The organism is Roseibium sp. M-1, assembly GCF_054515675.1.
The window spans coordinates 5022175-5048436 of record NZ_CM137257.1 but is presented as its reverse complement, the minus strand read 5'-3'; the positions used below and the strand labels follow the sequence as shown (position 1 = coordinate 5048436).

Here is a 26262-nt window from a genome sequence, read left to right as displayed (position 1 = left end):
GTCTACCCTTGAGTCATTTCCAAAAGGTTCGCAAGTTGCGCATAACCGTCAGAAAGTGACGTCGCCTCGTCTTTTCCCTGATTGAGGAAATCATCGATCATTTCAAACCGGTAGATTGCTTCGTCCACCGTCGGATCGGACCCCTTGCGGTAGGCGCCGAGCCGGATGAGCTCCTCCATGTCCGTATAAGTCGACAGCAGCTGGCGCGCCTTGCGCAAAACCGGCAACTGCTCCGGCGGCACGCAGCGCGGCATGGTTCTGGAAACGGATTTGAGAACGTTGATCGCCGGATAGCGGCCGCGTTCGGCAATACCACGCTCCATCACCACGTGCCCGTCGAGGATCCCGCGGACGGCGTCAGCGACCGGCTCGTTGTGGTTGTCCCCCTCCACCAGAACGGTGAACAGGCCGGTAATGGACCCGGAGCCTTCCTTGCCAGGCCCTGCCCGCTCCAGAAGGCGCGGCAATTCGGTGAAGACGGTCGGCGTATAGCCCTTGGAGGTTGGCGGCTCGCCGATGGAAAGGCCAATCTCCCGCTGGGCCATGGCGAATCGGGTCACCGAATCCATCATGCAAAGGACATTGTTGCCTTCGTCGCGGAAATGTTCGGCAACGGTCATGGCAAGATAGGCCGCCTGCCGGCGCATCAGCACGCTTTCATCAGACGTCGCCACCACGACGACGGAACGCTCGAGGCCCGATTCGCCGAGGTCGTCCTCGATGAATTCCTGAACCTCGCGCCCGCGCTCGCCGATCAGCCCGATCACGGCAATGTCGCACTTGGTGTTGCGCGCCAGCATGGACATCAGCACGGATTTGCCGACACCCGAGCCGGCGAAGATGCCCATGCGCTGGCCTTCGCAGCAGGTTACGAAGGTGTTGAGCGCCCGCACGCCGAGATCCAGCGGCGGGCCGACCCGTTTACGTTCGGAGGCCGGAGGCGGCGAACTTCGCAATTTGCGAGGCACTCCGCCAGTTGCAAGATCTCCTTTACCATCAATCGGTTCACCAAGTGCGTTAATCACTCTGCCGAGCCAGGCATTCGCCGGATGGACCACGCTGTCGCGTGACTGAATCACTGCCTTGCAGCCCATGCGCACGCCTTCAAGGCCCGAAAAAGGCATGCACAGCGCGTGACCCTCGCGAAAACCCACCACTTCGGCGGGCACTTTCGGGTTTTCCTCACCGGAATCGATCAAAAGGCGCGAGCCGACGCTCATCTCGTGAATCGGCCCCGCGATCTCGACGAGAAGGCCCTGAACCGCAGTAACGCGGCCATAAATCTCCGTCGGCATCAGCGAATCGATTTCGGCGAAAAGCGCCTTCAAGACAAATTCCTTTCCTCGTTAACGGTTTTGGTAACCGATCGTTTACAAATCTGGTTAATCTTAACCTTTGGAAGGCTGACAAGCGAGAGCCATTTCGAAGTCAAATCGGCTTTGTCGAAAGGAATCTGAACGGAATCGGTTAGCACCGTTTCTTAAAGCGCAACATTAAGATTTGTGAATCCGGTTTTTTTCTGGGGATTCAACAAGTTGGCCGTTGTTCACAGTTTCCTTTCTGCAGAGCTTGCCGTTACGAATCAGAATTTGTTAACCATTAATCGATAGCTTTGAGTCGGGGTTAACATCAGTCCTTCGTAGCAGGCACCGACAGAGCCGTTGCGACTTGCCCAGGAAAGGCAGAACAAGGGGATTGGCATGCGTGTATTGTTGATTGAGGATGATAGCGCCACGGCGCAGAGCATCGAGCTGATGCTGAAGTCCGAGAACTTCAACGTCTACACGACAGATCTTGGCGAGGAAGGCATCGACCTCGGCAAACTGTACGACTACGACATCATTATGTTGGATCTGAACCTGCCGGACATGTCCGGTTACGAGGTTCTCCGGACACTCCGTGTTTCCAAGGTCAAGACACCGATCCTGATCCTGTCCGGCAACGCGGGGATTGAAGACAAGGTTCGCGGCCTCGGCTTCGGCGCTGACGACTACATGACCAAGCCGTTCCACAAGGACGAGCTGGTTGCGCGTATCCATGCGATCGTCCGCCGCTCCAAGGGCCATGCACAGTCGGTCATCGTCACCGGCGACCTTAAGGTCAACCTGGATACCAAGACGGTCGAAGTCGGTGGACAGCGCGTCCACCTGACCGGCAAGGAATACCAGATGCTCGAGCTGCTTTCGCTGCGCAAGGGCACCACGCTCACCAAGGAGATGTTCCTGAACCATCTCTACGGCGGCATGGACGAGCCGGAACTGAAGATCATCGACGTCTTCATCTGCAAGCTGCGCAAGAAGCTGGCCGCCGCCACCTCCGGCAAGAACTACATCGAAACGGTGTGGGGCCGCGGTTACGTGCTGCGCGAGCCGGATGTCGAGGCAGCCGCCTGATCCAACGCGTATACGTTGAAGTTTGAAAGCCCCGGCAAGCCGGGGCTTTTTTCTTTGTGCTATCGTCTGACCGACTGCAGATCCCGACAAGCGTTCCCTGAAAGGAAGCCCCTTGATCCTCAACCGCCTTCTTCCGCTTGTCCTTGCCGGATTGATGCTGACCGGGCTGTGCTGCGGCAGTGCAGGTGCACAAGAGACAAGGCTGACCTTCGGCGCTGTCTTCAACCTGAGTGGACGGCAGGCACCGCATGACATTCCCTCCGTCAATGGCGCCGATCTTGCTGTCAGGGAAATCAACGCTGCCGGCGGCATCCTCGGCCACAAGATCGACCTCGTTCCGGTCGATGGCAGGACGGACCCCGGCAAGCTCCGCACCGGGATCGAACGGGCGCTTGCCTCCGACCCCGGTATCCTTGCCTATTTCGGCCTGTCCGACACCGACGCCGTTCTGGCCGCTGCACCGCCCGTTGCCGAAGCGCGGACGGTGTTTCTGACCAGCGGGGCAACCTCGCCCAAGCTGCCGCAGCAGATACCGGACTACCTGTTTCTCGCCTGTTTCGGCGACAACGTGCAGGCCGCCGCCGCCGCCGAATGGATCCACGGCAGTCGCGGCGCAAGGTCGGCCGTCATTCTGGCCGACATGGAACGCACCTATCCGAAACTGCTGCAGACATATTTTTCCGAACGCTTTGCCGAACTCGGCGGCAAGATCCTTGAGACCGTGGCAATCGATCCGGATGCCAACACCTGGGACCTGCCCCGCCTGACCGGCGCCGATGCCGTCTTCGTCAGCGTAGAGACCGCACACAATGCAGCGCGCATCGTCAAGGCGCTGCGAAAGGCAGGATTTGACGGTCCGGTGCTTGGCGGCGACGGCTATGACGACACCAATGTCTGGAGTGAAAACGCGGACATCAAGAACGTCTATTTCACCACCCACGTCTATCTCGGCGAGGATACCGCCAATCCGCAGGTCATCCGCTTCAAGGACGCCTACGGCAAGGCCTTTCCGGGCGAGACGCCGACAGCATTTTCCGCCCTTGCCTACGACGCGGCCGGGCTTCTGGCAGCCGCCGTTGAGACATCGGGGCAGGCGACGCAATCGGGTGTGCTGCAGGGCCTTCTGGAGCTGAAGGGCTATGACGGCGTTACGGGCAGGATCAGCTTTCCCGACGGCTCCCGCATTCCGTTGAAATCGGTTTCCCTGATCGGCATCGAGGCCGGCCGGCTTCACCTGGAACAGGAAATCCTGCCTTCATCCGTTCCGGCGCCTTGAGACCGGCGAAAAGGGGTGCGCCCGCCCAGACGGAGCTGTCTTAACCGGCGATTGCTTTGAAAACATTCCGGCGTATTGAGGACCGGAAACATCCGGTCCTCTTCTCATGCAACGCTTTTCAGAGCTGCAACTGGTAGGAAGCCGGTACGTAGCGGAATCCGTCGCCGTTTGTGTCCACGTAACCAACGGCCGGGAACGGCATGTGATAGCCGACAAACGGGATCTTGTCGCTGGCCAGCATGCCGAACACGGTTTTGCGGGTCGCGGCGGCGGCTTCCTTGTCCATGTCGAAGCGCACTTCCCATTCCGGATGCGCCAGCGACCATACATAGTGGTTCGCCGTATCGGCAGTCAGAGCCAGCTGCTTGCCGTCGCTTTCCATGAGATAGATCATGTGGCCCGGCGTGTGTCCGTTGGCGGCCATGGCGGTAATGCCGGATACGACGGAACCGCCATCTTCCAGGAAGGTCATTTTATCGGCCAGCGGTTTGACGTTTGATGCCATCAGCTTGGTGACCCCGTTGGCTTCCGCATCCATCGCTGCCCAGAAATCATATTCTTTCTGGCCGGTCACATAACGTGCGTTCGGGAATGCGGGCGCACCACCTTCCAGGAGGCCGCCTATATGGTCCGGATGCATGTGGGTCAGCACCACCACATCGACCTGTTCAGGTGTGTAGCCCGCATTCATCAGCGCCGTGCGCATGTTGCCCCGGCCGGGACGGGCGCCCTCCCCGTTGCCCGTGTCGAACAGGATCAGTTCGCTCCCCGTATTGACCAGGGTCGGCGTAAAGCTGATCTGAAAATTGTCGTCGGGCAGGAAGTTTTCGGCGTTGGTGGCCGAAAACGTATCGGCATCGACGTTCATGGCGAAGGTCTTCTGCGGTTCAGTCAACGAAACCGCGCCGTCGTGCAAGGTGTTAATCTCGAAGGCACCCAGCTGGTAACGGGCGATCGGCGTTGGCGCCGTACCCTGTTTTTCCGCAGCCGCATGGGCAACACCGGTCCCCGCAAGGCTTGCCCCGGCCACGAGGCCGCCGGCCCCAATAAGCGCCGCGCGGCGCGTCAGTTCAACTTTGATCTCGGTCATCTGTCACTCCCTGCCGTTCCGGTATTCAGATCGGGCTCCTGAGACCTGTGCCAATCGGGAGCCCTTAGAGCACGTCGCGAAAAAGTGGATTCCGGTTTTTCGCAAAAAGACGTGCATCAAAAGAGAGTTAAAGCGGGTCACGTGCATTCAAATGAACGCGACACGCCTCAGGCTATGGCCCGGCAAATGGGTCAAAGGACAAGCTCGGCAAGGCTTTGCGGCGGAAACCTTGATAAAATTGACGCGAGTGGGCGCGAAAAAGACTTGTGCCGCAGCGGCGCAAATCAAAAAACAAGGTTGAACAGAATGGCGGAGCGCGCGCGAAAACAAAAAGGCGGCCGGAAGCCGCCTTTTCGAATTCGAGGTATGTGCGCTTAGCGCTGCAGGCCGAGACCTGCACCGGCGCCGACGGCAAGTCGTGGACTGGAAACGGTGCCCGTCGCCGCCTGAACAGCCTGTTTCTTCTGGAACAGGCCACGCTTGTTCGGCACCGGCTTGAAGGCATCGGTCAGGCCAACCACCGTTTCGGCGGCGCCGAGCACGAGATAACCGTCGTCGGGCAGCGACTTCGCCAGCCGGCCGAGGATCTCCGATTTCGTTGCCTGGTCGAAATAGATCAGCACGTTGCGGCAGAAGACGATGTCGAATTCTCCCAGGATCGTGAAGCTCTCCAGGAGATTGAGCATCTTCCATTCGATCATGGCGCGCATGCCGGCATTGATCTGCCACATGTCGCCCTTCTGCTCGAAATACTTCAGCAGCATCTGGATCGGCAGGCCGCGCTGGACTTCGAACTGGCTGTAGAGACCGGTCTTGGCCTTTTCCAGCACTTCCGTCGAAAGGTCCGTACCGAGGATCCGCGTCCGCCAGCCCGGCATCTTCGCCGCATCTTCCTTCAGGCAGATGGCGAGCGAATAGGGTTCCTGACCAGTGGAAGCAGCCGCGCACCAGATCTTGAGCTGCTTGCGCGTGGCGCGGCTCTGCAGCAGAGCCGGCAGCATCGTATCCTTGAAGTGCTCGAACGGCGTCTTGTCGCGGAAGAAGAACGACTCGTTGGTCGTCATCGCCTCGACGACATCCGTTTCCAGCGCGCGGTTGCCACCGCGCTGCAGGGTCTGGATGACGGCGCTCAGGGTCTCCAGCTTTGAGCTGCGCGCGATCGGCAGCAGACGGCTTTCGACCAGATACTGCTTGTCATTCGACAGCACGAGACCGGACCGGGTCTTCAGGAAGTTTTTGAGGAAATCGAACTCGCTTGGGGTCATCGCGTGTTCCCCTTCAGTATCCGCGAGATCTTCGGCCCGATCTCCTTGAGTGGAAGAATGTCGCTGCACACGCCTGTCTGCGCAGCTGCACCGGGCATCCCCCAGACAACGCTGGTGGCTTCATCCTGTGTGATGACGCTGCCGCCACCGGCAGCGATTGTTTTGACACCGTCGGCCCCGTCATGGCCCATCCCGGTAAGGATGACCCCAAGTGTCGCAGAGCCGTAAGCCTTGGCGACGCTATCGAACAGCGGATCGACCGCAGGCTTGCAGAAGTTCACCGGGGGACCGTCGGTCAGCCGGATCTTCACGGCGCCCGCGTCCTTTTCGACGATCATGTGCTTGCCGCCAGGGGCGACATAGATGTTGCCCGGCTTCAGGATCTCGCCGTCCTCACCTTCCTTGGCCGGACGCAGGGCAGCCTTGCCCATATGCTCAGCCAGGATCGCGGTAAAGGTCGGCGGCATGTGCTGGGTGATGACCACAGGCACGTCGTTCATGGCCGTCCCGACTTCGCGCATGAGCTCCTGCAGGGCCTGGGGCCCGCCGGTCGAGGAGCCGATTGCCAGGATACGCGGACGTACCGAGGAATAGGCCCGGGTCTGGAACTTCGGCGCAGCCGCGACGGGCTGCGGCGCTCCGCGGAAGCTTGCGCGGGTGTCCCCGGCAGGACGGGCGGAAATTGGCGAAACCGGCTGGGAGGTACGGCCCGCGTTGGTTTCTGCGCGCATGGTACGGGCCGGGCCGCGCATGCGGATGGCGCGGGCACCAAGCGCCTTGACCTTCTCCACCAGCTCGCGGCGGAAATCGATCGAGGTCGTGACCTCGGACGTCGATTCCGGCTTCGGCACATAGTCGGCTGCGCCGAGCGACAGGGCCTTCAAGCTGATTTCCGCGTTCCGGCGTGTCAGGGTCGAAGCCATGATCACGACGAGGTCGCGCTTTTTGGCGAGCATGAGCGGCAGTGCCGTCATCCCGTCCATTTCGGGCATTTCGATATCGAGGACAACCACATCCGGGTTGCTCTTCTCGATATCCTCGACCGCAAGCTTTCCATTCCGGTGCGAGCCGACGACTTTCAGACTTTTGTCTTCGCCGAGCCAGCGGGTCAAAAGGCCGCGGATGACCACTGCGTCATCTACGACCATGACTTTGATGGGGTCGTTGCCCGGGCTTGTTGTGCCCGCTGTTATACTTCTTTGCGCAAACGCCATTGAGACTGCCCAACTCGATACTAGATAAGACCGACTTCCTGAAACTTGGCTTCGACGATTTCGCGGTCGAACGGCTTCATGATGTACTCATTGGCACCGGCCCGGATGGCGCGCGCGATATGGGCCACATCGTTCTCGGTCGTGCAGAAGACGACAATGGGGTTTTCGCCGCCTTCTTCCGCCCTGAGGCTGGTCAGGAACTCGAGCCCGTCCATGACCGGCATGTTCCAGTCGAGCAGGATGGCGTCCGGCATGGTTTTCCGGCATTCGTCAAGCGCCTGCTGACCGTCTTCGGCTTCGGTGATCTCGAAGTTCATATCCTCGAGAATGCGGCGAGCCACCTTACGGATGACGCTTGAGTCATCGACTACGAGGCACTGTTTCATCAGGCGTAACTCCACTCATCGGCCATGTTTGGCCTTGTTATGCTGCTACCATGGGTTCGGTGAACATCGATCCAAGCAGGCGGTCGACATCCAGGATGACCATCAGCCGCCCGTCCAGGCGGTGCACGCCTCCGGAAATTTCGGCCCAGCGCCGGTCCAGGTTTGACGGGTTGGGTTCCGCGGATGCGGACGGCAGGGTCAGAACCTCGCCGACCGTATCGATGACCAGGCCATAGCTTTCCTGCTTGTATTCGATACCCACGGCCATCATCTGCCCTTCCTTGAGGGGAGGCAAGTGAAGACGGCGGCGCATGTTGATGGCGGTGACGATCCGTCCGCGCAGGTTCAGCACACCCTGGACTTCCGGAGCCGACATCGGCACCCGGGTCACGCTTTCGGGCACGAACACATCATGGACCTGGGAGATCGGCAGGCCAAAGAGCTGGCCCCCGATCACGACGGTCACATACTGGATCATGTCACTTGCGGCTTTTTGTTCCGCGGTAAGTTTGTGTTCCAGCACACTCATGCTGCAGCTCCCATTTCACCGGAGAAGACGTCTTTCAGAGCCGCGATCAGGCCCGGACGGTCGAACTTGGCGACGTAGTCGTCAAAGCCCGCCTGGCGGCCGCGTTCGATCGAGGCCGGCGTCACCATGGACGAGAGGGCCAGGATCGGGATGTTGCGGAACCGCGGGTCACGGCGCAGCGATTCACAGAACTCGAAGCCGTTGATTTCCGGCATTTCGATGTCGCTGACGATCGCATGGAACTTGTCGCCGTTTTCCAGAAGCTCGAAGGCCTGATGCGGACCGGTACAGGTGGTCACGTCGTAGCCCGCGGCTTTCAGCACCGGTGTCAGCATGTTGCGGAAGAAGGAGCTGTCGTCGACGAAGAGAACCTTCTTCGTCAGCGCCTCGATGTCCATTTCCTTGCGCATGAACCAGTCTTCAAAGGCCTGCGGCAGATAGTAGCCGAGGTCGATGATCTCGGTCGCACGTTCCTTGACGATGGCGGAGCCCAGGATGCCTGGACGTTCCGACCCGACCTCGATGTGCATACGGTCCTCGACAATGTCGACGATCTCGTCGACCACGAGGCCCATGGAGCGGCCAGCATCCGAGAAGACCAGCATCGGCTGGGTACCTTCCGTCTTGTGGCTGTCGCCCTCGTTGACATAGACCAGCGGCATGAGCGCGCCGCGGTACTGAACGAGATCGCGGCCGTTGGAGCGCTCGATCTTGGAGACCTCGAACTCTTCCAGACGCGTGACCAGCGACAGCGGCACGGCCTTCGGCTCCGGCGCACCGGCGCGGAACAGCAGGAGCGAGATCGAGCTCTGGCCGGAAATCGCACGGCGCTGCAGGTCTTCCTGCTCGTCTTCCTGGTTCTCGGTAACCGCGCTGGAAGCATGGCTTGCCATGGCACCGGCGATGCCGTTCGGGTCGATGATCATGATCACCGAGCCGTCGCCCAGGATGGTGTTGCCGGAGAACATGTCGAGCGCACGCAGCATTGTCGACATCGGCTTGACCACGATTTCCTCGGTGTGGAAGACACCGTCGACAACGACGCCGAAAGTCTGGCTGCCGACCTGCATGACAACGATGAAGCCGTTGTCCGCGTCGATGGCCTCATCGGCGTTCTCGCCCTCATAGATACCGAGCAGCTGGGACAGATGCACCAGCGGCAGCAGCTTGTTGCGCAAGCGCAGGACCGGCGTGTCCTTGATCCGCTCTATACGGTGTTCGGAATTGGTCTGCACGCGGACCAGTTCCACGACGGAGAGCTGCGGGATCGCAAAGCGATCGCCACTTGCCTCGACGATCAGCGTCGAGACGATCGCCAGCGTCAGCGGGATCTTGATGATGAAGCTCGAGCCCTTGCCCTGCGTGGAGCGCAGGTCGACGGTACCGCCGATCAGCTCGATGTTGTTGCGCACCACGTCCATGCCGACGCCGCGTCCGGAAACGCTGGTGACCTTGGCAGCGGTGGAGAAGCCGGCGGCAAAGATGAACTTGTGGATCTGGGCATCCGTCATCTTGTCGACTTCGGCTTCGCTCGCAAGGCCGCGTTCCACGACCTTCGCCTTCACCTTCTCGACATCGATGCCCTTACCGTCGTCGCGGACTTCGATAATGATATGGCCGCCTTCATGATAGGCTGCCAGCGTGATGGTGCCCTTGTCCGGCTTGCCCGCCGCGCGGCGCTCTTCCGGACGCTCCAGACCATGGTCGGCGGAGTTGCGGACCATGTGGGTGAGCGGATCCTTGATCATTTCCAGGACCTGGCGGTCCAGTTCGGTATCCGCACCGATCATGTCGAGTTCGATCGGCTTTTCAAGTTCCTGGCTGAGGTCGCGGACGATGCGCGGCAGCTTCTGCCAGGCATTGCCGATCGGCTGCATGCGCGTCGCCATGACGCCTTCCTGCAACTCTGCGGTGACATTCGACAGGCGCTGCAACGGCACCTTGAATTCGCTGTCCTCGTGACGGCGCACGATTTCCAGGAGCTGGTTACGGGTCAGCACCAGTTCGGACACCATGGTCATCAGGTGTTCGAGCGTGTCGACCGCAACGCGGATGCTCTGGTTGGAAACACCACCGCCGGAGGATTTCTTCTCGCCGTCGCCGCCGCCCGATTTCTTCTTTTCGGGAGACTTGGCAGCAGCCTTTGCTTCCGCCTTGGCGGCCATGGGTGCGGGTGCTGCGACCGGCTCGACATCGTCCATCTCGTCGAACATGTCCTCGGCTTCCGGCATCTCCGGCTCGACGACTTCCACTTCGACTTCCGTCTCGCGGAACGCGCGCTCCAGTTCGTCCAGCGAAACCTCGCCAGGACGCAAGGGGCGTTCCAGTGTCTGTTCGGAGCTTTCTTCCGCCGGGGCTTCAGCCTCAACTTCCGGTTCGGCGGCCACCTCGACAGGGGCAGGCGCTTCTGCAGCAGCACCACCACCCTTCATGGCAATATCAGCCTTCGCGGACATCTGTTCCAGCTCGCTGATCAGCTCGCTGTCATCGCCCTGGGGCTCTTCGCCTTCGGCCGCTTCCAGCTCGCTCAGGATCTCCTTGATCTGGTCGATCGAGGTCAGGATCAGGGAGACCGCCTCCTGCGTCACCGGCGCGCCGTCACGGAACTTGCCCATGAGCGTTTCAGCCGCGTGCGCAATACCTTCAAGCCGGGGCAGGCCAAGGAAGCCGCAGGTGCCCTTGATGGTATGCACCAGGCGGAAAATGTTATCTAGGATCGTGGCGTTGTTCGGTTCCTGCTCGAACTTTACGAGCTCAACGTCAACAACATCGAGACTCTCGTTCGTCTCGGTAATGAATTCCCTGAGGAGGTCGTCCATGGCCTGCTCTCACCCGACTTGTTACTGGTTCCGCATCCCGAAAGGGACGTCTGGACCGAGAAGTCCATGAGGCTAGGTTGACGGCAAACAGTTAAGATACGCTGAAACAGGTGGAGACTTTTGGAGGCGGTTTTTATTCTGCCGCGAAGGCCGTTATTTTTACCAATTCTTCTTGTTTATCTATTGTTAATACCATGCCGCACTCACGGGCGAGCAGCAACGTATAGATCGGCTGAACAGAGTGCGCATCGACCCGCTCGGGCTCTTCTCCGCTCAGGGTTTCCTTCATTCCGAGAGGAATACGCGGATTGAGGCCGCTCGCGTGCAGCGTAAAGGACGGCGAAGAGGGCTCGCCTTCCATTTCCACCTTGATCTCGCCGCCGCGCGGAACGCATTGGTTAGCGATAAGGATCAAGTTTAGCAGGAGTTTTACGTAGTTCTTCGGCATCAGATGCCGGCTGAGTTGCCAATTTAGATTGGATTTTTCGTTTTCCATAAACCCTGTGGCAACGACCTGGGCATCCCCCAGATCAATCTCGGCACCGGCGGAACCCGCAGCACCGAAGGCAAGGCGCGCGAACTGCAGTTTTGCCGAAGCCTGCCGGGCACTCTTCCGAATGAGGTCCATGGCGAATTCGCGCATGTCCTCCGAGCCTTCCTCGTCGAGCACCTCCAACCCGTTGGTGATCGCGCCGACGGGGGAGATGATGTCGTGACAGACACGGCTGGCCACCAGCGCGGCAAGGTCAAGAGAGGAAAGCTCTTTAAGTGCGGACATGGCGATTGAAGGCTCTTCTTGAGGAGTGCGGCAGGGTTGATTCGGGACTTTTGCAAGGGTTACACGTCCTAAAAGCCGCTGCCAAGGCGAAGCCGGCTATCAAACCCGGTCATCCAGATGAAAGTTGCCCTCCGGGAACCTGTCATCCCTGCCCTTGACCGCTTGCCGGCAACCCGGCGGGAAACACCTGAGCGGTGCGGTCAGGCAGGAGCACCGGTCTCAGCCCCACGTTCCGGCATCAGAGAATGGGAGTACAACCCACCCGCTCTGCATTTTCCCTGGCCGCGCTCATCAACTGGGAGCCGTTGACCACGAAGAGAAACCGGTTGACCACCGAGTGGAAGAAAACAAGGTGTCCGTCGACGACCGCATAGATGAACGGATTGCCTGCAGTGGCGAACCCCTCTGCCAGCGCATAGGCGCCGCAACCGGCAAAGAGTGGTGCATAGGCCTCGGGATCGCGCTGAAAGGCCGCCATGTTGCCTTCGTTGACAAAGATCCACTCCACCCCGCCCCACTTGTATTCATGCTCGCGTTTGCCCTTGCGCGGATAGCCGTCGACAAAGAAGCTGACCGGGTCATGGCCGCCGATCGCGTAACCGGTGATGAGATCGGGAACAAAAACCTGGGGACGCGCAAGGACTTTTGCGGCGAAAACACACAAGAACAGGACCAAGACGGCGGAAAGACACATCCTCGTCTTTTTTTGGGGCCAGCTTTCCATCGATTCGGCTTATGTAAGATGCAAGGACCCATGCGAATCAGCATGATGTTCACACCAGTTTAACATTGCCGTCCGGCCGGACTGCAACAGCCGATACTGCAGTCCAGTTTTGGGAGTTACTTGAATGGCACAAAGATCCTGGCACATTGCAACGCTGATCCCGGCCGCGATCCTGGCCCTGGGCATGATGGCTTCCATCACGCCGTCCTCGGCACAGTCCTCCGGCAATGAGCCTATCCCGCAAGGACAGACCTACAACGAGGACGAGATCCTGAAGACGGGACACCAGTTCTTCGGCTCCGTTTCCGGCGGCCTAGCCTCCGTGGTCGAAAAAGCCTTCTCCAGCTACGGCGAACCGAACGGCTATATTCTGGGCGAAGAGGGATCCGGCGCCATTGTGGCTGGGGCACGCTACGGCGAAGGGCACCTCTACACCCGCAACGCCGGCAATCACAAGATCTACTGGCAGGGCCCGTCCCTCGGCTGGGACTTCGGTGCGGACGGCGCCCGGGTGATGATGCTGGTCTATAACCTGCCGACCGTGAACTCGGCCTATACCCGCTTTGCAGGCGTCAACGGGTCCGCCTATCTTGTCGGCGGGGTCGGCATGACTGTTCTCCTGAAGAACGAAATCGTGCTAGTTCCGGTACGTGCCGGTGTCGGCGCGCGGCTGGGATTGAACCTCGGCTACCTGAAGTTTACCCGGGAACCGACCTGGAATCCGTTTTAAGTGGTATGTGGTTCGCTGGAACCGGTTGAGTTTTCTAAGGCCGGTTGATTTAATCATGTTTGCCCGGGCATCCCTGCAACCGGGCCGCAAAATACGGTTGAAGCCGTAGAATTGACGAGACTTGGCGGCAGTGCCGCGCTCGTCTAATGATGGAGCGGTGGGCACTTAGGACCGGCGGACCTTCAATCGATTGCGATGAAGGAGATTGCGCCGGTTGAGATCAGGGTGATGAGCAGCTTGCTGGTCCTGCGGGAAGCAAGGTGCGCCTGAGACGGAAGCGGGAGCCGGACTTGATTGAAGCAGCGATGTATGTGGCATTGGGCTTTTGCACTGCCGGCCTGATCGGCCTTGCAATTCTGCCCGCCTTTTATCGCCGGGCTGCCCGCCTCACCGAAGAAGCGCTCCGTGCCGTCAACCCTGCCAGCTATGCGGAAGTCCGCGCCGCCCAGGACCAGGAACGGGCGCGCCATGCGGTCGAACTGCGGCGGGTCGAGAAACGGCTCGATGCCGAGCGCGAGAAGGCCGCCAAGGCCCAGATCGACGCCACACGCATCAAGGCGGAAGTCGAAGAGCTGAAAAAAGCTCAACGGGCACAGCTCACGAACCTGGAAAGCAAGGTTGCCGCTCAGACGAGCGACCAGCATGCGGTCGATCTTTTGTCGGCCGAGGTCACTGCCCTCAAGGAAAAGCTGTCCGAGGCCGAAAAGGCACTTGCCGAAAGCTGGACAAAGCTGCCGGACGACAAGCCGTCCTCAACCGCCAGCAAGGGAACGGACGACGACGACAGCGGCTGGCTGCCAGCCCGCGACACGATGGCGCTCGCGACCATTACCGGCCTGGAAGCGGAAGTCGCAACGCTCAAGGCCAAGCTGGCGCGCTACGAACCGACCGTTGCCGGACAACTGGAAGCCGATCGCACCGAAGCTGCCAAGAGCCGCCTTGCAAAGTTGGAAGCACAGCTGATCGACACCGAAGCCAAATATGTCTCGGCTCAGGCGGAGGTGACCCGGCTGTCGTTGATGCTGGATGCGGCCGGACCGTCTGAAAGCGAACAATCCAGGCGTCTGCAGACGCAGCTCGAAAAGCTCGCCGGAGAAAACGCACGCCACTTCACCGAGTTGAAGGGCAAGGAACGCGCCCTGGAACGGATGACCGGCCAGGTCGAGAAGCTGCAGAAGGATCTTGCCTCCGTGCCGGCCCTTGCCGACCTGCGTCAGGAATTCCGTGCACTGGCCGCAAAGCTGACCGCCGCCGATGCCATAACGGTGAAGCAGGCAGCGACCGCGCCAGTTCCGGGAAAAACGGCCGGCACCGTGAAGAAGCCGGCAGCCGCACAAATCCAAGGCAAAGGCGAAAGCGGCACGGCCGCGAAGAAAGACCTTCCCCCCGTTACCGCACCTCATATGAACGGCAACGGGACGCCTCCCAAAGCTACGCCATCTCAGGCCACCGATAGCCCTGCCCCGGCCCTATCCTCGGCATCGGCCCCGACCCCGGCATCGGCCCCGTCCAAGTCCGCCAACATCGCCTCGGCAGCCGAAGCCCTTGTCAGCCGCATCGTTGCATCAAACCGCAACAAGTCACGCGCGGAGGCGGAAAGCCAGGCTGCCGCAGCAGCAGGTCCGGCAAAGGACAGCGAACAAAGCGCCGAAGCCGATGACAAAACGAAAGCCGCGAAACAGAAAAAGAAAGATGTGGCTTGATCTCAGGCAGCCGGTCTTGTCATTTAGGTGGCAGGATAAGCACCTGATGAGACAGCGGTAAATGTTGATCGAACGCCACAATGCCATTCTTGAGCTTGCCCGCCAGTTGGGCCGGGTCAGCGTTGACGACCTTGCAAGGCGTTTCGATGTCAGCCCCCAGACCATCCGCAAGGACCTGAACGAACTCTGCGAGCGGCGCCTCCTGGCGCGCACCCACGGCGGCGCTCTCCTCTCCTCAGGCATCGAAAACGTCGGCTATGAAGCCCGCAGGATCATTTCCAGCCGGGAAAAGGCGGATATCGGTGAGAAAGTCGCTTCGCTCATCCCCGATAATGCGTCGATCTTCATCAATATCGGCACGACGACCGAAGCCGTCGCCCAGGCCTTGCTGCAGCATCGCGGCCTGATGGTGATCACCAACAACATCAACGTCGCCAGCCTGATGCGCGGCTATTCCCAGATCGAGGTTGTGATTGCCGGCGGCGTGCTGCGCCATTCGGATGGGGGCATCGTCGGCGAGGCGGCTGTCGACTTCATGCGCCAGTTCAAGGTCGATTTTGCCGTCATCGGCGCCTCGGCAATCGATCCGGACGGCTCCCTGCTCGACTACGACTACCGGGAAGTGAAGGTCACCAAGACCATCATGGACAATGCCCGCCACGTGATCCTGGCCGCCGACAGCACCAAGTTCGAGCGCACTGCGCCCGTGCGCGTCGGCCATTTGCGCCAGGTCGGCACCTTCGTCACGGACTACTGCCCCACCCCCGACTTTGCCCGGATTGCCGAGGAGGCCGAGGTGGAGCTGATCGAGACAGGACGCCAGGAACAGGAAGCGGACGGCTGAACATCAGTTCGCAAGGCTGTGCGCAAGTGCTGCACAACCTGTGGAGAAGCTGTTCGTACCTTGGGGAGAAGTGGTACGCCCAACGGGACTCGAACCCGTGTTTTCGCCGTGAAAGGGCGACGTCCTAGACCGCTAGACGATGGGCGCGGAGGCTTGAGAGACGTTGCGCCTCAAGCCGAGGTCCGTGCTAATAAGGCTGCGCCGCTGAAGACGCAAGCCCTAAATTTCATTTTTTTGTCATATGCCTGTTCATAACGGCCCGGCACGGGCCCGACGCTGCGTCAGCGGGCAACAAAGTCCGTGCGGCCCAGCTCCTTGCCGGTGACGGGATCGAAGCGCAGCAGTGACGTCCGGCTGCCTTCGCGCACCAGAACCAGAAGCAACCCGTCGGAGAGGTTTGCCTGCAGAACCTCGGCTTCCGCGCCCACGGCGACGGTTGCGGCGAACTGGCCGTCGACGATGTCGCTTTTATTGGTGTTGATCTTGTAGATAATTGCTGCAAAGACAGCGATGAAGCCCGCGATCATCACGAGGGACGATCCGAAGAGCAAGCGCTTCAGTTTCGCCTGGATGCGCTCGGCCGCGGGATCAAGCGGCTTTTCACCCGGACCCTCATCGCGATAATCAGGTTGAGACATGACAGATAATTCCCTCGACGATCCGGCCGGTCTGGACCAGAATTTCAGTTTGACAGTTGATGCAGCCGATGCCGGCAAACGGCTGGATGCGGTGCTGGCGGCCCATCTGGATGCCCTTAGCCGCAACAGGATCCAGTCTCTGATCAAGTCGGGAGACGTCACCGTCGGCGGCGCGAAAATAGTGGAGCCGAAATACCGGGTCAATGAAGGCGATGCCTTGAGCCTCACTTTGCCCGAACCTGAGGACCCCGAGCCCCAGGGCGAGGACATTCCGATCAGCGTCGTTTTCGAGGACGAGCATCTGATCGTGGTCGACAAACCCGCCGGCCTGGTGGTGCATCCGGGTGCCGGAAACTGGACCGGCACGCTGGTGAATGCGCTGATCCATCATTGCGGCGACAGCCTGTCCGGCATTGGCGGCGTCAAGCGCCCGGGTATCGTTCACCGGATCGACAAGGACACGACCGGGCTCCTGGTCGTTGCCAAGACGGACCTGGCCCATCAGGGTCTTGCCGCTCAATTCGCCGATCATGGCCGCACCGGGCCGCTGGAACGGGCCTATTCGGCGCTGGTCTGGGGCGCGCCTTCCGCTCTGAAGGGAACGATCGACGCCAATCTTGCGCGCTCGCAATCCAACCGGCAGAAGATCGCCGTCGTCAAGACCGCCGGCCGACATGCGATCACTCATTGGCAGGTCAAGGAGCGCTTCGGCCGTCCCGACCAGCCGTCGCTGGCATCGCTGATGGAATGTCGCCTGGAAACCGGCCGAACCCACCAGATCCGCGTGCACATGGCCCATATCGGCCATCCGCTTATCGGCGACGATGATTACGGCTCCGGATACAAGACCAAGTCCAACCGGCTTGAGGAGCCCTTGAAAAGCCTTGTCAGCGGCTTCGGACGCCAGGCCCTGCATGCCGGTCTTCTGGCTTTCGAGCACCCGGTCAGCGGCAAAACTTTGCGCTTTGAAAGTCCTTACCCGGCTGATTTCGCAAATCTTTTGTCAGGATTACAAAAATTTTAGGATGGGTTTTCGTTTTCCAGCCATGTAATCGGCCGATTTGAACCTATATTAGATGCTCTTGTGTGCCTGAACGGACACTATTCTGCGTCCGCCTTTCCTCCGAAATGGCTTGCTTGCGTAACACTGCGGGGCAGCGGGAGGATGGGGTCGCAAACTTGACGAAAGGGGGTGCATGACATGGCCCAGAACGTACCGACGCTCACGGCCGGGGAAGGCGGTCTCAGCCGCTACCTGGATGAGATCCGCAAGTTTCCGATGCTGCAGCCGCAGGAAGAGTACATGCTCGCCAAGCGGTACAAGGAGCACGAGGACCCGGAAGCCGCAGAACGGCTGGTCAATTCCCACCTGCGTCTCGTCGCCAAGATCGCCATGGGTTACCGCGGCTACGGCCTGCCGATCGGGGAAGTCGTCTCCGAAGGCAATGTCGGCTTGATGCAGGCGGTCAAGCGGTTCGAGCCGGACAAGGGCTTCCGGCTTGCGACCTATGCCATGTGGTGGATCAAGGCCGCCATTCAGGAATACATCCTGCGCTCATGGTCCCTCGTCAAGATGGGTACCACCGCCAACCAGAAACGCCTGTTCTTCAACCTGCGCCGCCTCAAAGGCAAAATCCAGGCGCTGGACGAGGGCGATCTGAAACCGGATCAGGTGGCGGAAATCGCGACCAAGCTCGGCGTGTCCGAGGAGGAAGTGATTTCCATGAACCGCCGCCTCGGCGGCGATGCCAGCCTGAACGCACCGGTGCGCGCGGAAGCCGATGCCGGCGAATGGCAGGACTGGCTTGTCGATGAAAGCGACAGCCAGGAGACCCTGCTCGCCAATCAGGAAGAGCTGGATCTGCGCCGCAAAATGCTGAACGACGCGATGGATGTCCTGAACGAGCGCGAACGCCGTATCTTCGAGGCCCGCCGCCTTGCAGAGGACCCGATGACCCTGGAGGACCTCTCCGGTGAATTCGGTGTCAGCCGCGAACGCGTGCGCCAGATCGAAGTCCGTGCCTTCGAAAAAGTCCAGAAAGCCGTGCGCAACAGCGCCCGCACCATGGACCAGCAGCCGGCCCATTAAGCCTGGCGGCTGACGGGCCACCAGCATCCGAGAACAACAGCTCAACGAAAACACGCCGGGGCCTGGGCTCCGGCGTTTTCTTTGTCCACCGAATGCCCGCAGCTTGCGGAGCTTCCGCGCGACACATAGGCTTGCCCCGTCGGATCGATACAGGATGGGCCATGCGCCGGATCGTCAAAACGCTGTTCTCCAGGCGCGTGCTGGTCGCCGCCGTGGCCTGCCTCGTTCTTGGCTGCATGACGAGCCTGCGCATTGCCGACCCGGCTTTCCTGACGTCCCTGCGCGAACTTACCTTTGATTACTACCAGCGCATCAAGCCACGCCCCTATCAGGAAGCGCCGGTCCGCATCATCGACATTGACGAAGCATCCATTGCCGAGATCGGCCAATGGCCCTGGCCGCGCACCAGAATGGCGGAGATGGTGCGCGTCCTGAACGAGATGGGGGCCGCGGCCATCGTCTTCGACATCGTCTTTTCCGAGCCCGACCGGACCTCGCCCAGGCAACTGAAGGAGATGCTCGGCCTCGACGCCACGCCTGACTTACTTAAGGCCATGGACGCCCTTCCGGATCATGACGACGTGTTTGCCGCCGCGATTGCCGAAGCTCCCGTGGTGCTGGGTTTCGGCGTTACTCCCGACACGACGGATGGCAGACCGCTCAAGATCGCCGGCACGTCCTTCGCCGGCCAGGATCCCGCATCCTTCCTGAAACCCTTCACAAGTGTGGTCGCCAATCTTGATGTCCTGCGCGAGAACGCCAGCGGGATCGGATCGATTTCCGTATCGGAAGAAGACCGGGAGGGCATCGTCCGGCGTGTCCCGCTGATCGTCAGCGACGGCAAGGAAATCTATCCCAGCCTGACGACGGAAGCCCTGCGCGTTGGCCTCGGGGAACGCGGCATCGTTATCCGCGCCACGGGATCGAGCACGGAAACGGCGACCGGCGATCCTGCCGTGACGGCGATCAAGATCGGCAGTTTCAGGCCGCCAACCACCAAGGCGGGTGAACTCTGGCTCTATTACAATTCCGACCGGGAACACCCGGAACGCTATCTGTCCGCCAGACTGCTATTCGACCCCGGCAAACTGGTTGACCTTGCCCCCTATATTGAAAACCAGATCGTATTCGTCGGCACATCGGCGGTCGGTCTGCGCGATATTCGCGCAAGTGCCCTCGGTGAACAGGTCCCGGGCGTTTCTATTCATGCCCAGGCGGTCGAACAGATCTTTTTCGGTCAGTTCCTGTCACGGCCGGACTGGTCCGATGGGCTCGAGGTCATTGCGACAATGGCGGTTGGCGCCATTTTGATCCTGGCCCTGCCGGCGATCGGCAGCATCGGCACCGCACTCCTGGGCGCGGCGCTCGCTGCCGGTCTTGTCGGCGGATCGTTTTACGTCTTCTGGACGGACGGTCTCCTGATCGATCCGATTTATCCCAGCATCTCCTCGATCCTCGTCTTTTCCGCCGCCACCGCCCTGCTCTATTTCCTTACCGAGCGCGAGAAACGCTTCGTGCGCCAGGCCTTCGGACAATATCTGTCGCCCGACCTCGTCACCCAGCTCGAAAAGACGCCGGAACAGCTTGCGCTCGGCGGCGAGATCCGGCCGATGACGATCCTCTTCATGGATATTCGCGGCTTCACACCGATTTCCGAGCAGCTCACGCCGCAGGAACTGGTCAGCTTTCTCAACACGTTGCTGTCGCCCCTGTCGGATGCCATCCAGGCCGGGGGCGGCACGATCGACAAATATATCGGCGACAGCATCATGGCGTTCTGGAACGCACCCCTTTCCGTGCCGGATCATGCCGAACGGGCCTGCCGGGCAGGTCTCGCCATGCTGAAGGTGGTCGAAGACCTCAACGCCGCCGACGCCTTCGGCTTCAAGGCACGGGGCTTGAAGACCCGGACGGTGAAGATCGGCATCGGCCTCAACAGCGGCGAAGCCTGCGTCGGCAACATGGGCTCGGCAAGACGCTTCAATTATTCGGTCATCGGCGATGCGGTGAACGTCGCCTCGCGTATTGAATCGAGCTGCAAGGCTGTCGGTGCGGAACTGCTGGTCTCGGAGGATACCCGGCTGGCCGCGCCAGGTTTTGCCAGCCTGGAAGCGGGCGAGATTCCGTTGAAAGGAAAGAGCAGGCCGGTCAAGCTCTTCGCCCTCATCGGCGACGAGACAATGAAGGCCTCGAAGGCGTTTGAAGACCTGGAGGCAGTCCATGACCGCCTGTTGCAGGCGATCCGGGCCCAGGACATTCCGGCGGCCAGAGCCGCGCTCGGTAATGCCGAGGGCCTGGCGCCTCATCTGACCGCTTTCTACAGCCGCTTCGAAGAAGCGATCGACAGCCTGGAAGCCTCAAAGGAGGCAAGCAGCGCCGCGCAATAAGCGGCGCTGCACCAATCATCAGCGGATTTCAGCCGCGTAGCTCTCAACCGGCACCACTTCCTTGATAAGGCCGGCTTCAGCCATGAACTCGGCAAAACGCTGGTAACGGCCTGCGTCAAGCGAAGCCGGACGTTTGGCGAAGCGCGGCAGCGTATCGTACCAGGCCCGCTTGTTGAGCTCGTCGTTGAGCTGCGGATAGGCCTCGATAAAGGCATTCCAGGCTTCGTCCGGATGGTTGGTCAGGAAGATCGTCGCCGCCTCCACGGCCGCCAGGAACCTGGCGAAGCGAGGATCGCCGGTCTTGTCCTTGTTGACCACGTAGATCAGCTCGTCGAAGGCCGGGACGCCGTTTTCTTCCGGGAAGAAGGCCTTGCCCGGCTTGCCTTCGATCTCCAGCTGGGTGAGCTCGAAATTGCGGTAGGCACCGATCACCGCGTCCACCTGGCCCGCCAGCAGCGATCCGGAAAGGGCGAAGTTGACGTTGACCAGCTCGACATCGTCGATGGAAAGGCCAGCCGACTTCAGCATCTGGGCGAGCATGGCATCCTCGAAACCGGAGACCGAAAAGCCGATGGTCTTGCCCTTGAGATCCTTCAGATCCTTCACCGGGCCGTCCTTCAGAACGATCAGCGAGTTCAAGGGCGTTTCCACCAGCGTGCCGATCCATTTGAGCGGCAGGTCTTCCTCGATCTGTGCATGGAGCGTCGGCTGGTAGGAGATGGCAATATCGCCCTGCCCGGCTGCGACCAGCTTCGGCGGCATGGCCGGATCGGCCGGTTCGATGATCTCCACATCCAGGCCTTCGGCTTCGAAGAAGCCCATCGTCTGCGCGGTGACGAGCGGCGCATGGTCCGGATTGACGAACCAGTCGAGCAGAAGGGTCAGTTTGTCGCCAGCCTGGGCCGGCGACGAGGCCAGCAGACCGGCAGCGAGTGCAAGGGACAGAAGCTGTTTTTTCATGGAGATCCTCCAGGTGGCGGCAGCTAGTTGAGAGGCTGCCAGGGAACGAGAAGCTGGGTGAGACGATTGACGGCAAAGCGCATGATCAGGACCATCACGGCGAGCAGGATCAGGGCCGCGAACATCATGTCGGACTGCATGCGGTTGCTGCTTTGAAGCATGATGAAGGAGAGACCGCCCTTGGCACCGGCCCATTCGCCGATGATGGCGGCCATCGGCGCAAACACCGCGGCGACACGCAGGCCCGAAGCGAAGGCCGGCAGGCCTGCAGGCAGGCGGAAGAACCAGAGTTCGCGCAAGCGCGACAGCCGGTAAAGCCTTGCAAGATCGTGCAGGCCGGGATCCAGCCGTTGCAGGCCGTCGAAGAACGTCGACGTGACCGTGAAGAAGATCACCAGGATGATCACGGCGATTTTGGAAGCAAGGCCGAAACCGAGCCACAGGACCAGGATCGGCGCGATGGCAAAGACCGGCAATGCCTGGGTCACCAGGATGGGCGGCATCGCAATTCTGGCCGCCTTCGGAAACAGCCAGAGCAGCACCGACAGGGCAGCACCTGCCGCAGCTCCCAGAACGAACCCGATCACCGTTTCATAGGCCGTGATGCCCGCATGATAGAGCAGAAATCCGGTGTGGGAGACAAGCGCCGAGAAGACCCGTTCCGGTCCGGGCAGAATATAGTGCTGCGCCCCGGTAATCCGCACGATTGCCGCCCAGGCGGCAATCGCCACGGCGAGCCCCAGGAGCGATCTGGCAAGGGATTTCAGGAACGATGTCATGCGCCCACACCCGCTTTCTGCCCCTTTGGAAAGGCGGCGCGGGCCGTAACCGGCACATGGATGCACAGCATCTTCTGCTGACGCAGACAAAAACGCATAGGATCTCCCGTCTTCGGACAAAGCCGAAACTGACATTGGAGATCCGGGAATAGGCTAAGGATTCCGTCCCTTCGCCGGCATGACCCGGATCAGGTTCTAAGGGTTCGGCATTGCACCATCTCAGCTCCGGTAACCGGAACACCCCTCGGACCAGCCCGGACCATGCCCTGACGGACAAAAAAAAACAAGCCGCAGTTTGCGGCTTGTTCTATTTTCAAGCAGGGGCCTTATCTGTTAGCCGGCTTGCCAGGCCGAGATCGCCTTCTCGACGGCATCGGCACCTGCTGTGCCCTTTTCCAGGGTCAGAATGCCGCGCTTGCCGTTTTCATAGAGCATCGGAATGTCGATCCAGCCACGTTCGCGCAACAGGGCAAGGTTGCGCTGCTGTTCGTTGGGAAGGCTGGAAAGCGCAATCCAGAAGAAGCCCGGAGAAACCTTCACCGAAGCGCCGATCAGCGCATCGCCGCGGGCTTCCTCTGTCGGCTTCATGACGAGACCCGGCACGTTGACGATGTCCCCGGCAGCAAAATCCTCGGGGAATTCATACTTGATTTCAACAAGATGGCTCGCCGGAAGCGAGGTGTCGTCGTTCGGCTTGATGCGGATATCCACCTTGATGTCCCGCTCGGGAACTTCGACCGAAGCGCTCAGCACTGCCTGTGCCTTGCCATCAAGATTGGTCTCTTCCTCAATGTTCCAGACAACCGCGCCCTGTGCGGCCGTGCCCGCACCGCCGGTTTCTTCGCCTTCCTCATAAAGGATGGACCGCTGGACGCCCGAATTTTCTGTCGCAACCGGCTGCTCGGCAGGCGGCTCGTCCGGAGAGATGGCCGTCAGATTGTCTTCCGGAACCGCTTCCGGTTCTGTCGCGGGAGGAACCGGAGCGTCGATCCCGGGGGGCTGTGTTTCGTCGGCGCTGCTGACGATGGAGGGCTGCGAAGGCGCAGGGGCCGGGGCATCTGCCTGCGGCGTGATGGTCGTGGTCGTCACCGTACGTGCGTCCGGAGCCACGACGTCCGTGTCGCCATCATTCAGCAACCTGTCGGTGTTCTTGGCGGCGTCGTCATCCTCGACCGGTGCCGCGCCAGGTGTTTCCGCCGGCGGCTGAACGTTTGTCGCTGTCTGCGAATCCGGTGTTTCGCCTGAGGGGCGCGTCGCGGTGACATTCTCGTCGGAAGTCAGGAAATAATAGGCACCGCCGCCGACAACGCCCAGCAGAAGCGCTGCAGCAGCAGCAATCGGCACAAGGCGGCCAATGCCGCCGCTGTCGCGCAGGGAGTCCGAGGCTGACGGTTTGTTGCGCTTCGACCGGCTCTTTTTCGCCGCCGGTGCTTCGGCCGGTTCACGGTCTTCCGCATAAAGCGATCCGCCCGCCGGCAAAGGTTCTTCTTCCGGCTCGAACAGGCCGTCATCGGCCTGCGGCTGGTTGCCGAAAGCGGGCTCCTGCCGGACGGCAGCTGCCGGTTCCGTGTGTGGCTCGACGGCGTCCTTGGCATTCTGGACCGCCTGGCTCGCGGCACCGCCAAGGGTTTGAGCCTCGTCCAGCGTATCTTTCAGCGGTGACGGGATCGTCGCGTCAGCCGGTTCGGCTGCTGGCTCTGCATCCGGCTCATGATGTACGGCCGGTGCCGGTGCCACCTCGGCGGCTTCCGGCCCGGGGGCGGCGGCAGCCGGTGCCGCCACGGGTGCCACCGGTGCGGCGGGCTCAACCTTGGGCGCAACCGGGCCGAGGCCAAGGCTTTCGCGGGCGGCTTCCGCCTCGACCTTGCGAATGGCTTCTTCCAGACGAAGCTGCTCGGCAGTGATCTCGGACGGCGCGAGCGGCGGCTCGTATGCTTTCAGCTGGTTGACGATGGCATTGCGCGCACGGCTATAGACGCTCCGGCGGGCGGCACCATTGTTCTCGGGCAAAGACGCGATCGTTTTCTTCAGAATTGAATAGTAATCAGCCATCTTCCTGCCTACCGGCCGACTGCAAGTCGCTTCTTTGCGGGCCTGGGAAATCGAAACATCACAGGCTTATAGCAAGTTTTTTCAGGACCGTTGCGTTTTCTTGATTTGACGCAGCGGCATCAGCGAACCTGACAGTACCCTTTCCTACCACAATTTTCATGCCCGGCACATTGGCAGCACCGGCAAACGAATAGGGACGCGCGCCGTGATTCGCAGCGCGCGGCCAAGTCTTCAATATTGTGCTTCTACAGCCACAGATCTCAATCCTGGAAGGGATTCTGCACAAGAATTGTGTCGTCGCGCTCCGGGCTGGTGGACAGCAGGGCGACCGGTGCGCCGATCAGTTCTTCGACGTGGCGAACATATTTGATCGCCTGTGCCGGCAGGTCGGCCCAGCTGCGGGCCCCTTCCGTGGATTCCTTCCAGCCCGGCAGGCTCTCGTAGATCGGCTTGACCCGTTCCTGTGCGCCCTGGGAAGCCGGCAGATAGTCGATCCGCTCGCCGTCCAGTTCGTAGCCGATGCAGATCTTGATCTCGTCGAGGCCGTCCAGAACGTCCAGCTTGGTCAGTGCGATGCCGGTGATGCCGGACGTGCAGACCGTCTGGCGCACCAGCACGGCATCGAACCAGCCACAACGGCGGCGGCGGCCGGTGACGGTGCCGAATTCGTGGCCGCGGGTGCCCAGGAATTCGCCGATCTCGTCCTTCAGCTCGGTCGGGAACGGACCTTCGCCGACGCGGGTCGTATAGGCCTTGGTGATGCCAAGCACGTAGTTGATCGAGTTCGGGCCGAGGCCGCTCCCCGCCGCGGCCTGGCCGGCGACGGTGTTGGAGGAGGTCACGAAAGGATAGGTGCCGTGGTCGATGTCGAGCAGCGCGCCCTGGGCGCCTTCAAACAGGATACGCTTGCCCTGGCGGCGCAGGTCGTCCAGCAGGTACCAGACCTTGTCCATATAGGGCAGCACCTTGTCCGCGATGCTGGCCAGTTCGTCATAGATCGCCTGGGCGGAGATTTCCTCCTGACCGAGGCCACGGCGCAGGGCGTTGTGGTGGGTCAGGAGCCGGTCGATCTTGGCCGGCAGGGTCGCCAGGTTCTTCAGGTCCATCAGACGGATGGCGCGGCGGCCGACCTTGTCTTCATAGGCCGGGCCAATGCCTCGCTTGGTCGTGCCGATGCGGGTGCCGGTGTTGGAGTTTTCGCGCAGGGCGTCAAGCTCGCGGTGCAGCGACAGGATCAGGGTGGCATTTTCGGCAACGCGCAGGCTGTCCGGCGTCACCACGACGCCCTGCTTGCCGAGACGCTCGACTTCTTCTGCCAGCGCATGCGGGTCCAGGACGACGCCGTTGCCGATCACGGACAGCTTGCCTTCGCGCGCGACACCGGACGGCAGGAGAGACAGCTTGTAGCTGACCCCGTCGATGACGAGCGTATGCCCGGCATTGTGTCCGCCCTGGAACCGTACGATGACATCGGCCTGTTCCGACAACCAGTCGACAATCTTGCCTTTGCCTTCGTCACCCCATTGCGAACCGACAACAACCACATTCGCCATCTAGACTTTGCTCTCCTGAAGCAGCTTCTCGCACCGCCGGCTTTACCCGGGAT

22 protein-coding genes, 1 tRNA gene and 1 riboswitch are annotated in these 26262 nt (G+C 60.9%); of the genes, 8 read left to right on the top strand and 15 right to left on the bottom strand.

Going from position 1 to position 26262, the window contains the following annotated elements:
• Positions 1–2: 2 nt before the first annotated feature.
• Positions 3–1328 carry a flagellar protein export ATPase FliI gene (fliI, locus tag ACX3M4_RS22965; RefSeq protein ID WP_459355288.1) on the bottom strand — a complete coding sequence of 442 codons (1326 nt, stop codon included), beginning with the start codon at positions 1326–1328 and terminating at the stop codon, positions 3–5.
• A gap of 372 nt (positions 1329–1700) precedes the next feature.
• Here fliI and ctrA point away from each other — a divergent pair, with 372 nt between their 5' ends.
• On the top strand, positions 1701–2393 hold the full coding sequence (ctrA, locus tag ACX3M4_RS22960; protein WP_031270498.1) for a response regulator transcription factor CtrA: 693 nt from the start codon (positions 1701–1703) through the stop codon (positions 2391–2393).
• Between the two features lie 112 nt (positions 2394–2505).
• The gene (locus ACX3M4_RS22955) at positions 2506–3669 is read left to right on the top strand and encodes an ABC transporter substrate-binding protein (RefSeq protein WP_459355287.1); all 1164 of its coding nucleotides are present in this window, start codon (positions 2506–2508) and stop codon (positions 3667–3669) included.
• A gap of 118 nt (positions 3670–3787) precedes the next feature.
• Here the strand turns inward: ACX3M4_RS22955 and ACX3M4_RS22950 are convergent, their stop codons facing one another.
• The 8 genes from ACX3M4_RS22950 to ACX3M4_RS22915 form a co-directional block, all read right to left on the bottom strand.
• Positions 3788–4759: an MBL fold metallo-hydrolase gene (locus ACX3M4_RS22950; RefSeq protein ID WP_459355286.1), complete on the bottom strand. Its 972-nt coding sequence runs from the start codon at positions 4757–4759 to the stop codon at positions 3788–3790.
• A 374-nt stretch (positions 4760–5133) separates the two neighbouring features.
• Positions 5134–6024: a CheR family methyltransferase gene (locus ACX3M4_RS22945; RefSeq protein WP_459355285.1), complete on the bottom strand. Its 891-nt coding sequence runs from the start codon at positions 6022–6024 to the stop codon at positions 5134–5136.
• Entirely contained in the window at positions 6021–7238 is a 1218-nt protein-coding gene (locus ACX3M4_RS22940) for a protein-glutamate methylesterase/protein-glutamine glutaminase (protein ID WP_459355284.1), read from the bottom strand. Before ACX3M4_RS22940 ends, ACX3M4_RS22945 begins: the two co-directional genes overlap by 4 nt.
• A gap of 20 nt (positions 7239–7258) precedes the next feature.
• Positions 7259–7624: a response regulator gene (locus tag ACX3M4_RS22935; RefSeq protein ID WP_006932059.1), complete on the bottom strand. Its 366-nt coding sequence runs from the start codon at positions 7622–7624 to the stop codon at positions 7259–7261.
• Positions 7625–7661: 37 nt separating this feature from the next.
• Positions 7662–8153: a chemotaxis protein CheW gene (locus tag ACX3M4_RS22930; protein WP_459355283.1), complete on the bottom strand. Its 492-nt coding sequence runs from the start codon at positions 8151–8153 to the stop codon at positions 7662–7664.
• Positions 8150–10972 (bottom strand): hybrid sensor histidine kinase/response regulator, encoded by a 2823-nt coding sequence (locus tag ACX3M4_RS22925; RefSeq protein WP_459355282.1) that lies wholly within the window; start codon positions 10970–10972, stop codon positions 8150–8152. Before ACX3M4_RS22925 ends, ACX3M4_RS22930 begins: the two co-directional genes overlap by 4 nt.
• Before the next feature lie 133 nt (positions 10973–11105).
• Positions 11106–11750 carry a histidine phosphotransferase ChpT gene (chpT, locus tag ACX3M4_RS22920; RefSeq protein WP_459355281.1) on the bottom strand — a complete coding sequence of 215 codons (645 nt, stop codon included), beginning with the start codon at positions 11748–11750 and terminating at the stop codon, positions 11106–11108.
• Between the two features lie 238 nt (positions 11751–11988).
• Positions 11989–12414, bottom strand: a complete 426-nt coding sequence (locus ACX3M4_RS22915; RefSeq protein WP_459355280.1) for a YHS domain-containing (seleno)protein — start codon at positions 12412–12414, stop codon at positions 11989–11991.
• A gap of 184 nt (positions 12415–12598) precedes the next feature.
• Between ACX3M4_RS22915 and ACX3M4_RS22910 the strand changes: the two genes are divergently transcribed.
• From ACX3M4_RS22910 to ACX3M4_RS22900, 3 genes are all read left to right on the top strand, one after another.
• Positions 12599–13204 carry a DUF1134 domain-containing protein gene (locus tag ACX3M4_RS22910; protein WP_459355279.1) on the top strand — a complete coding sequence of 202 codons (606 nt, stop codon included), beginning with the start codon at positions 12599–12601 and terminating at the stop codon, positions 13202–13204.
• Between the two features lie 290 nt (positions 13205–13494).
• Positions 13495–14907, top strand: coding sequence for a hypothetical protein (locus ACX3M4_RS22905; RefSeq protein ID WP_459355278.1), 1413 nt, complete (start codon positions 13495–13497; stop codon positions 14905–14907).
• A gap of 61 nt (positions 14908–14968) precedes the next feature.
• Complete coding sequence (locus ACX3M4_RS22900) at positions 14969–15751, top strand: DeoR/GlpR family DNA-binding transcription regulator (RefSeq protein ID WP_459355277.1); 783 nt, start codon at positions 14969–14971, stop codon at positions 15749–15751.
• A 71-nt stretch (positions 15752–15822) separates the two neighbouring features.
• Here ACX3M4_RS22900 and ACX3M4_RS22895 read toward each other — a convergent pair.
• Both ACX3M4_RS22895 and ACX3M4_RS22890 read right to left on the bottom strand, forming a co-directional pair.
• A tRNA-Glu gene (locus tag ACX3M4_RS22895) sits at positions 15823–15898 on the bottom strand.
• Positions 15899–16032: 134 nt separating this feature from the next.
• Positions 16033–16389, bottom strand: coding sequence for a hypothetical protein (locus ACX3M4_RS22890; RefSeq protein ID WP_459355276.1), 357 nt, complete (start codon positions 16387–16389; stop codon positions 16033–16035).
• Here ACX3M4_RS22890 and ACX3M4_RS22885 point away from each other — a divergent pair.
• The 3 genes from ACX3M4_RS22885 to ACX3M4_RS22875 all read left to right on the top strand — a co-directional run bounded on the left by ACX3M4_RS22885 (position 16388) and on the right by ACX3M4_RS22875 (position 20865).
• On the top strand, positions 16388–17413 hold the full coding sequence (locus ACX3M4_RS22885; RefSeq protein ID WP_459355275.1) for an RluA family pseudouridine synthase: 1026 nt from the start codon (positions 16388–16390) through the stop codon (positions 17411–17413). The genes ACX3M4_RS22890 and ACX3M4_RS22885 overlap by 2 nt on opposite strands.
• 177 nt (positions 17414–17590) lie before the next feature.
• Positions 17591–18478, top strand: coding sequence for an RNA polymerase sigma factor RpoH (rpoH, locus tag ACX3M4_RS22880; RefSeq protein WP_459355274.1), 888 nt, complete (start codon positions 17591–17593; stop codon positions 18476–18478).
• A 161-nt stretch (positions 18479–18639) separates the two neighbouring features.
• Positions 18640–20865 (top strand): CHASE2 domain-containing protein, encoded by a 2226-nt coding sequence (locus ACX3M4_RS22875; RefSeq protein ID WP_459355273.1) that lies wholly within the window; start codon positions 18640–18642, stop codon positions 20863–20865.
• A gap of 18 nt (positions 20866–20883) precedes the next feature.
• On the opposite strand, the gene ACX3M4_RS22870 is transcribed toward ACX3M4_RS22875, so the two are convergent.
• The 4 genes from ACX3M4_RS22870 to ACX3M4_RS22855 form a co-directional block, all read right to left on the bottom strand.
• Positions 20884–21825, bottom strand: a complete 942-nt coding sequence (locus ACX3M4_RS22870; RefSeq protein ID WP_459355272.1) for an ABC transporter substrate-binding protein — start codon at positions 21823–21825, stop codon at positions 20884–20886.
• 23 nt (positions 21826–21848) lie between these two features.
• The gene (locus tag ACX3M4_RS22865) at positions 21849–22604 is read right to left on the bottom strand and encodes an ABC transporter permease (RefSeq protein ID WP_459355271.1); all 756 of its coding nucleotides are present in this window, start codon (positions 22602–22604) and stop codon (positions 21849–21851) included.
• A 148-nt stretch (positions 22605–22752) separates the two neighbouring features.
• A riboswitch (TPP riboswitch) is annotated at positions 22753–22859 on the bottom strand.
• A 78-nt stretch (positions 22860–22937) separates the two neighbouring features.
• Positions 22938–24656 (bottom strand): hypothetical protein, encoded by a 1719-nt coding sequence (locus ACX3M4_RS22860; RefSeq protein WP_459355270.1) that lies wholly within the window; start codon positions 24654–24656, stop codon positions 22938–22940.
• A 260-nt stretch (positions 24657–24916) separates the two neighbouring features.
• Positions 24917–26209 (bottom strand): adenylosuccinate synthase, encoded by a 1293-nt coding sequence (locus ACX3M4_RS22855; protein ID WP_459355269.1) that lies wholly within the window; start codon positions 26207–26209, stop codon positions 24917–24919.
• Positions 26210–26262 lie beyond the last annotated feature (53 nt).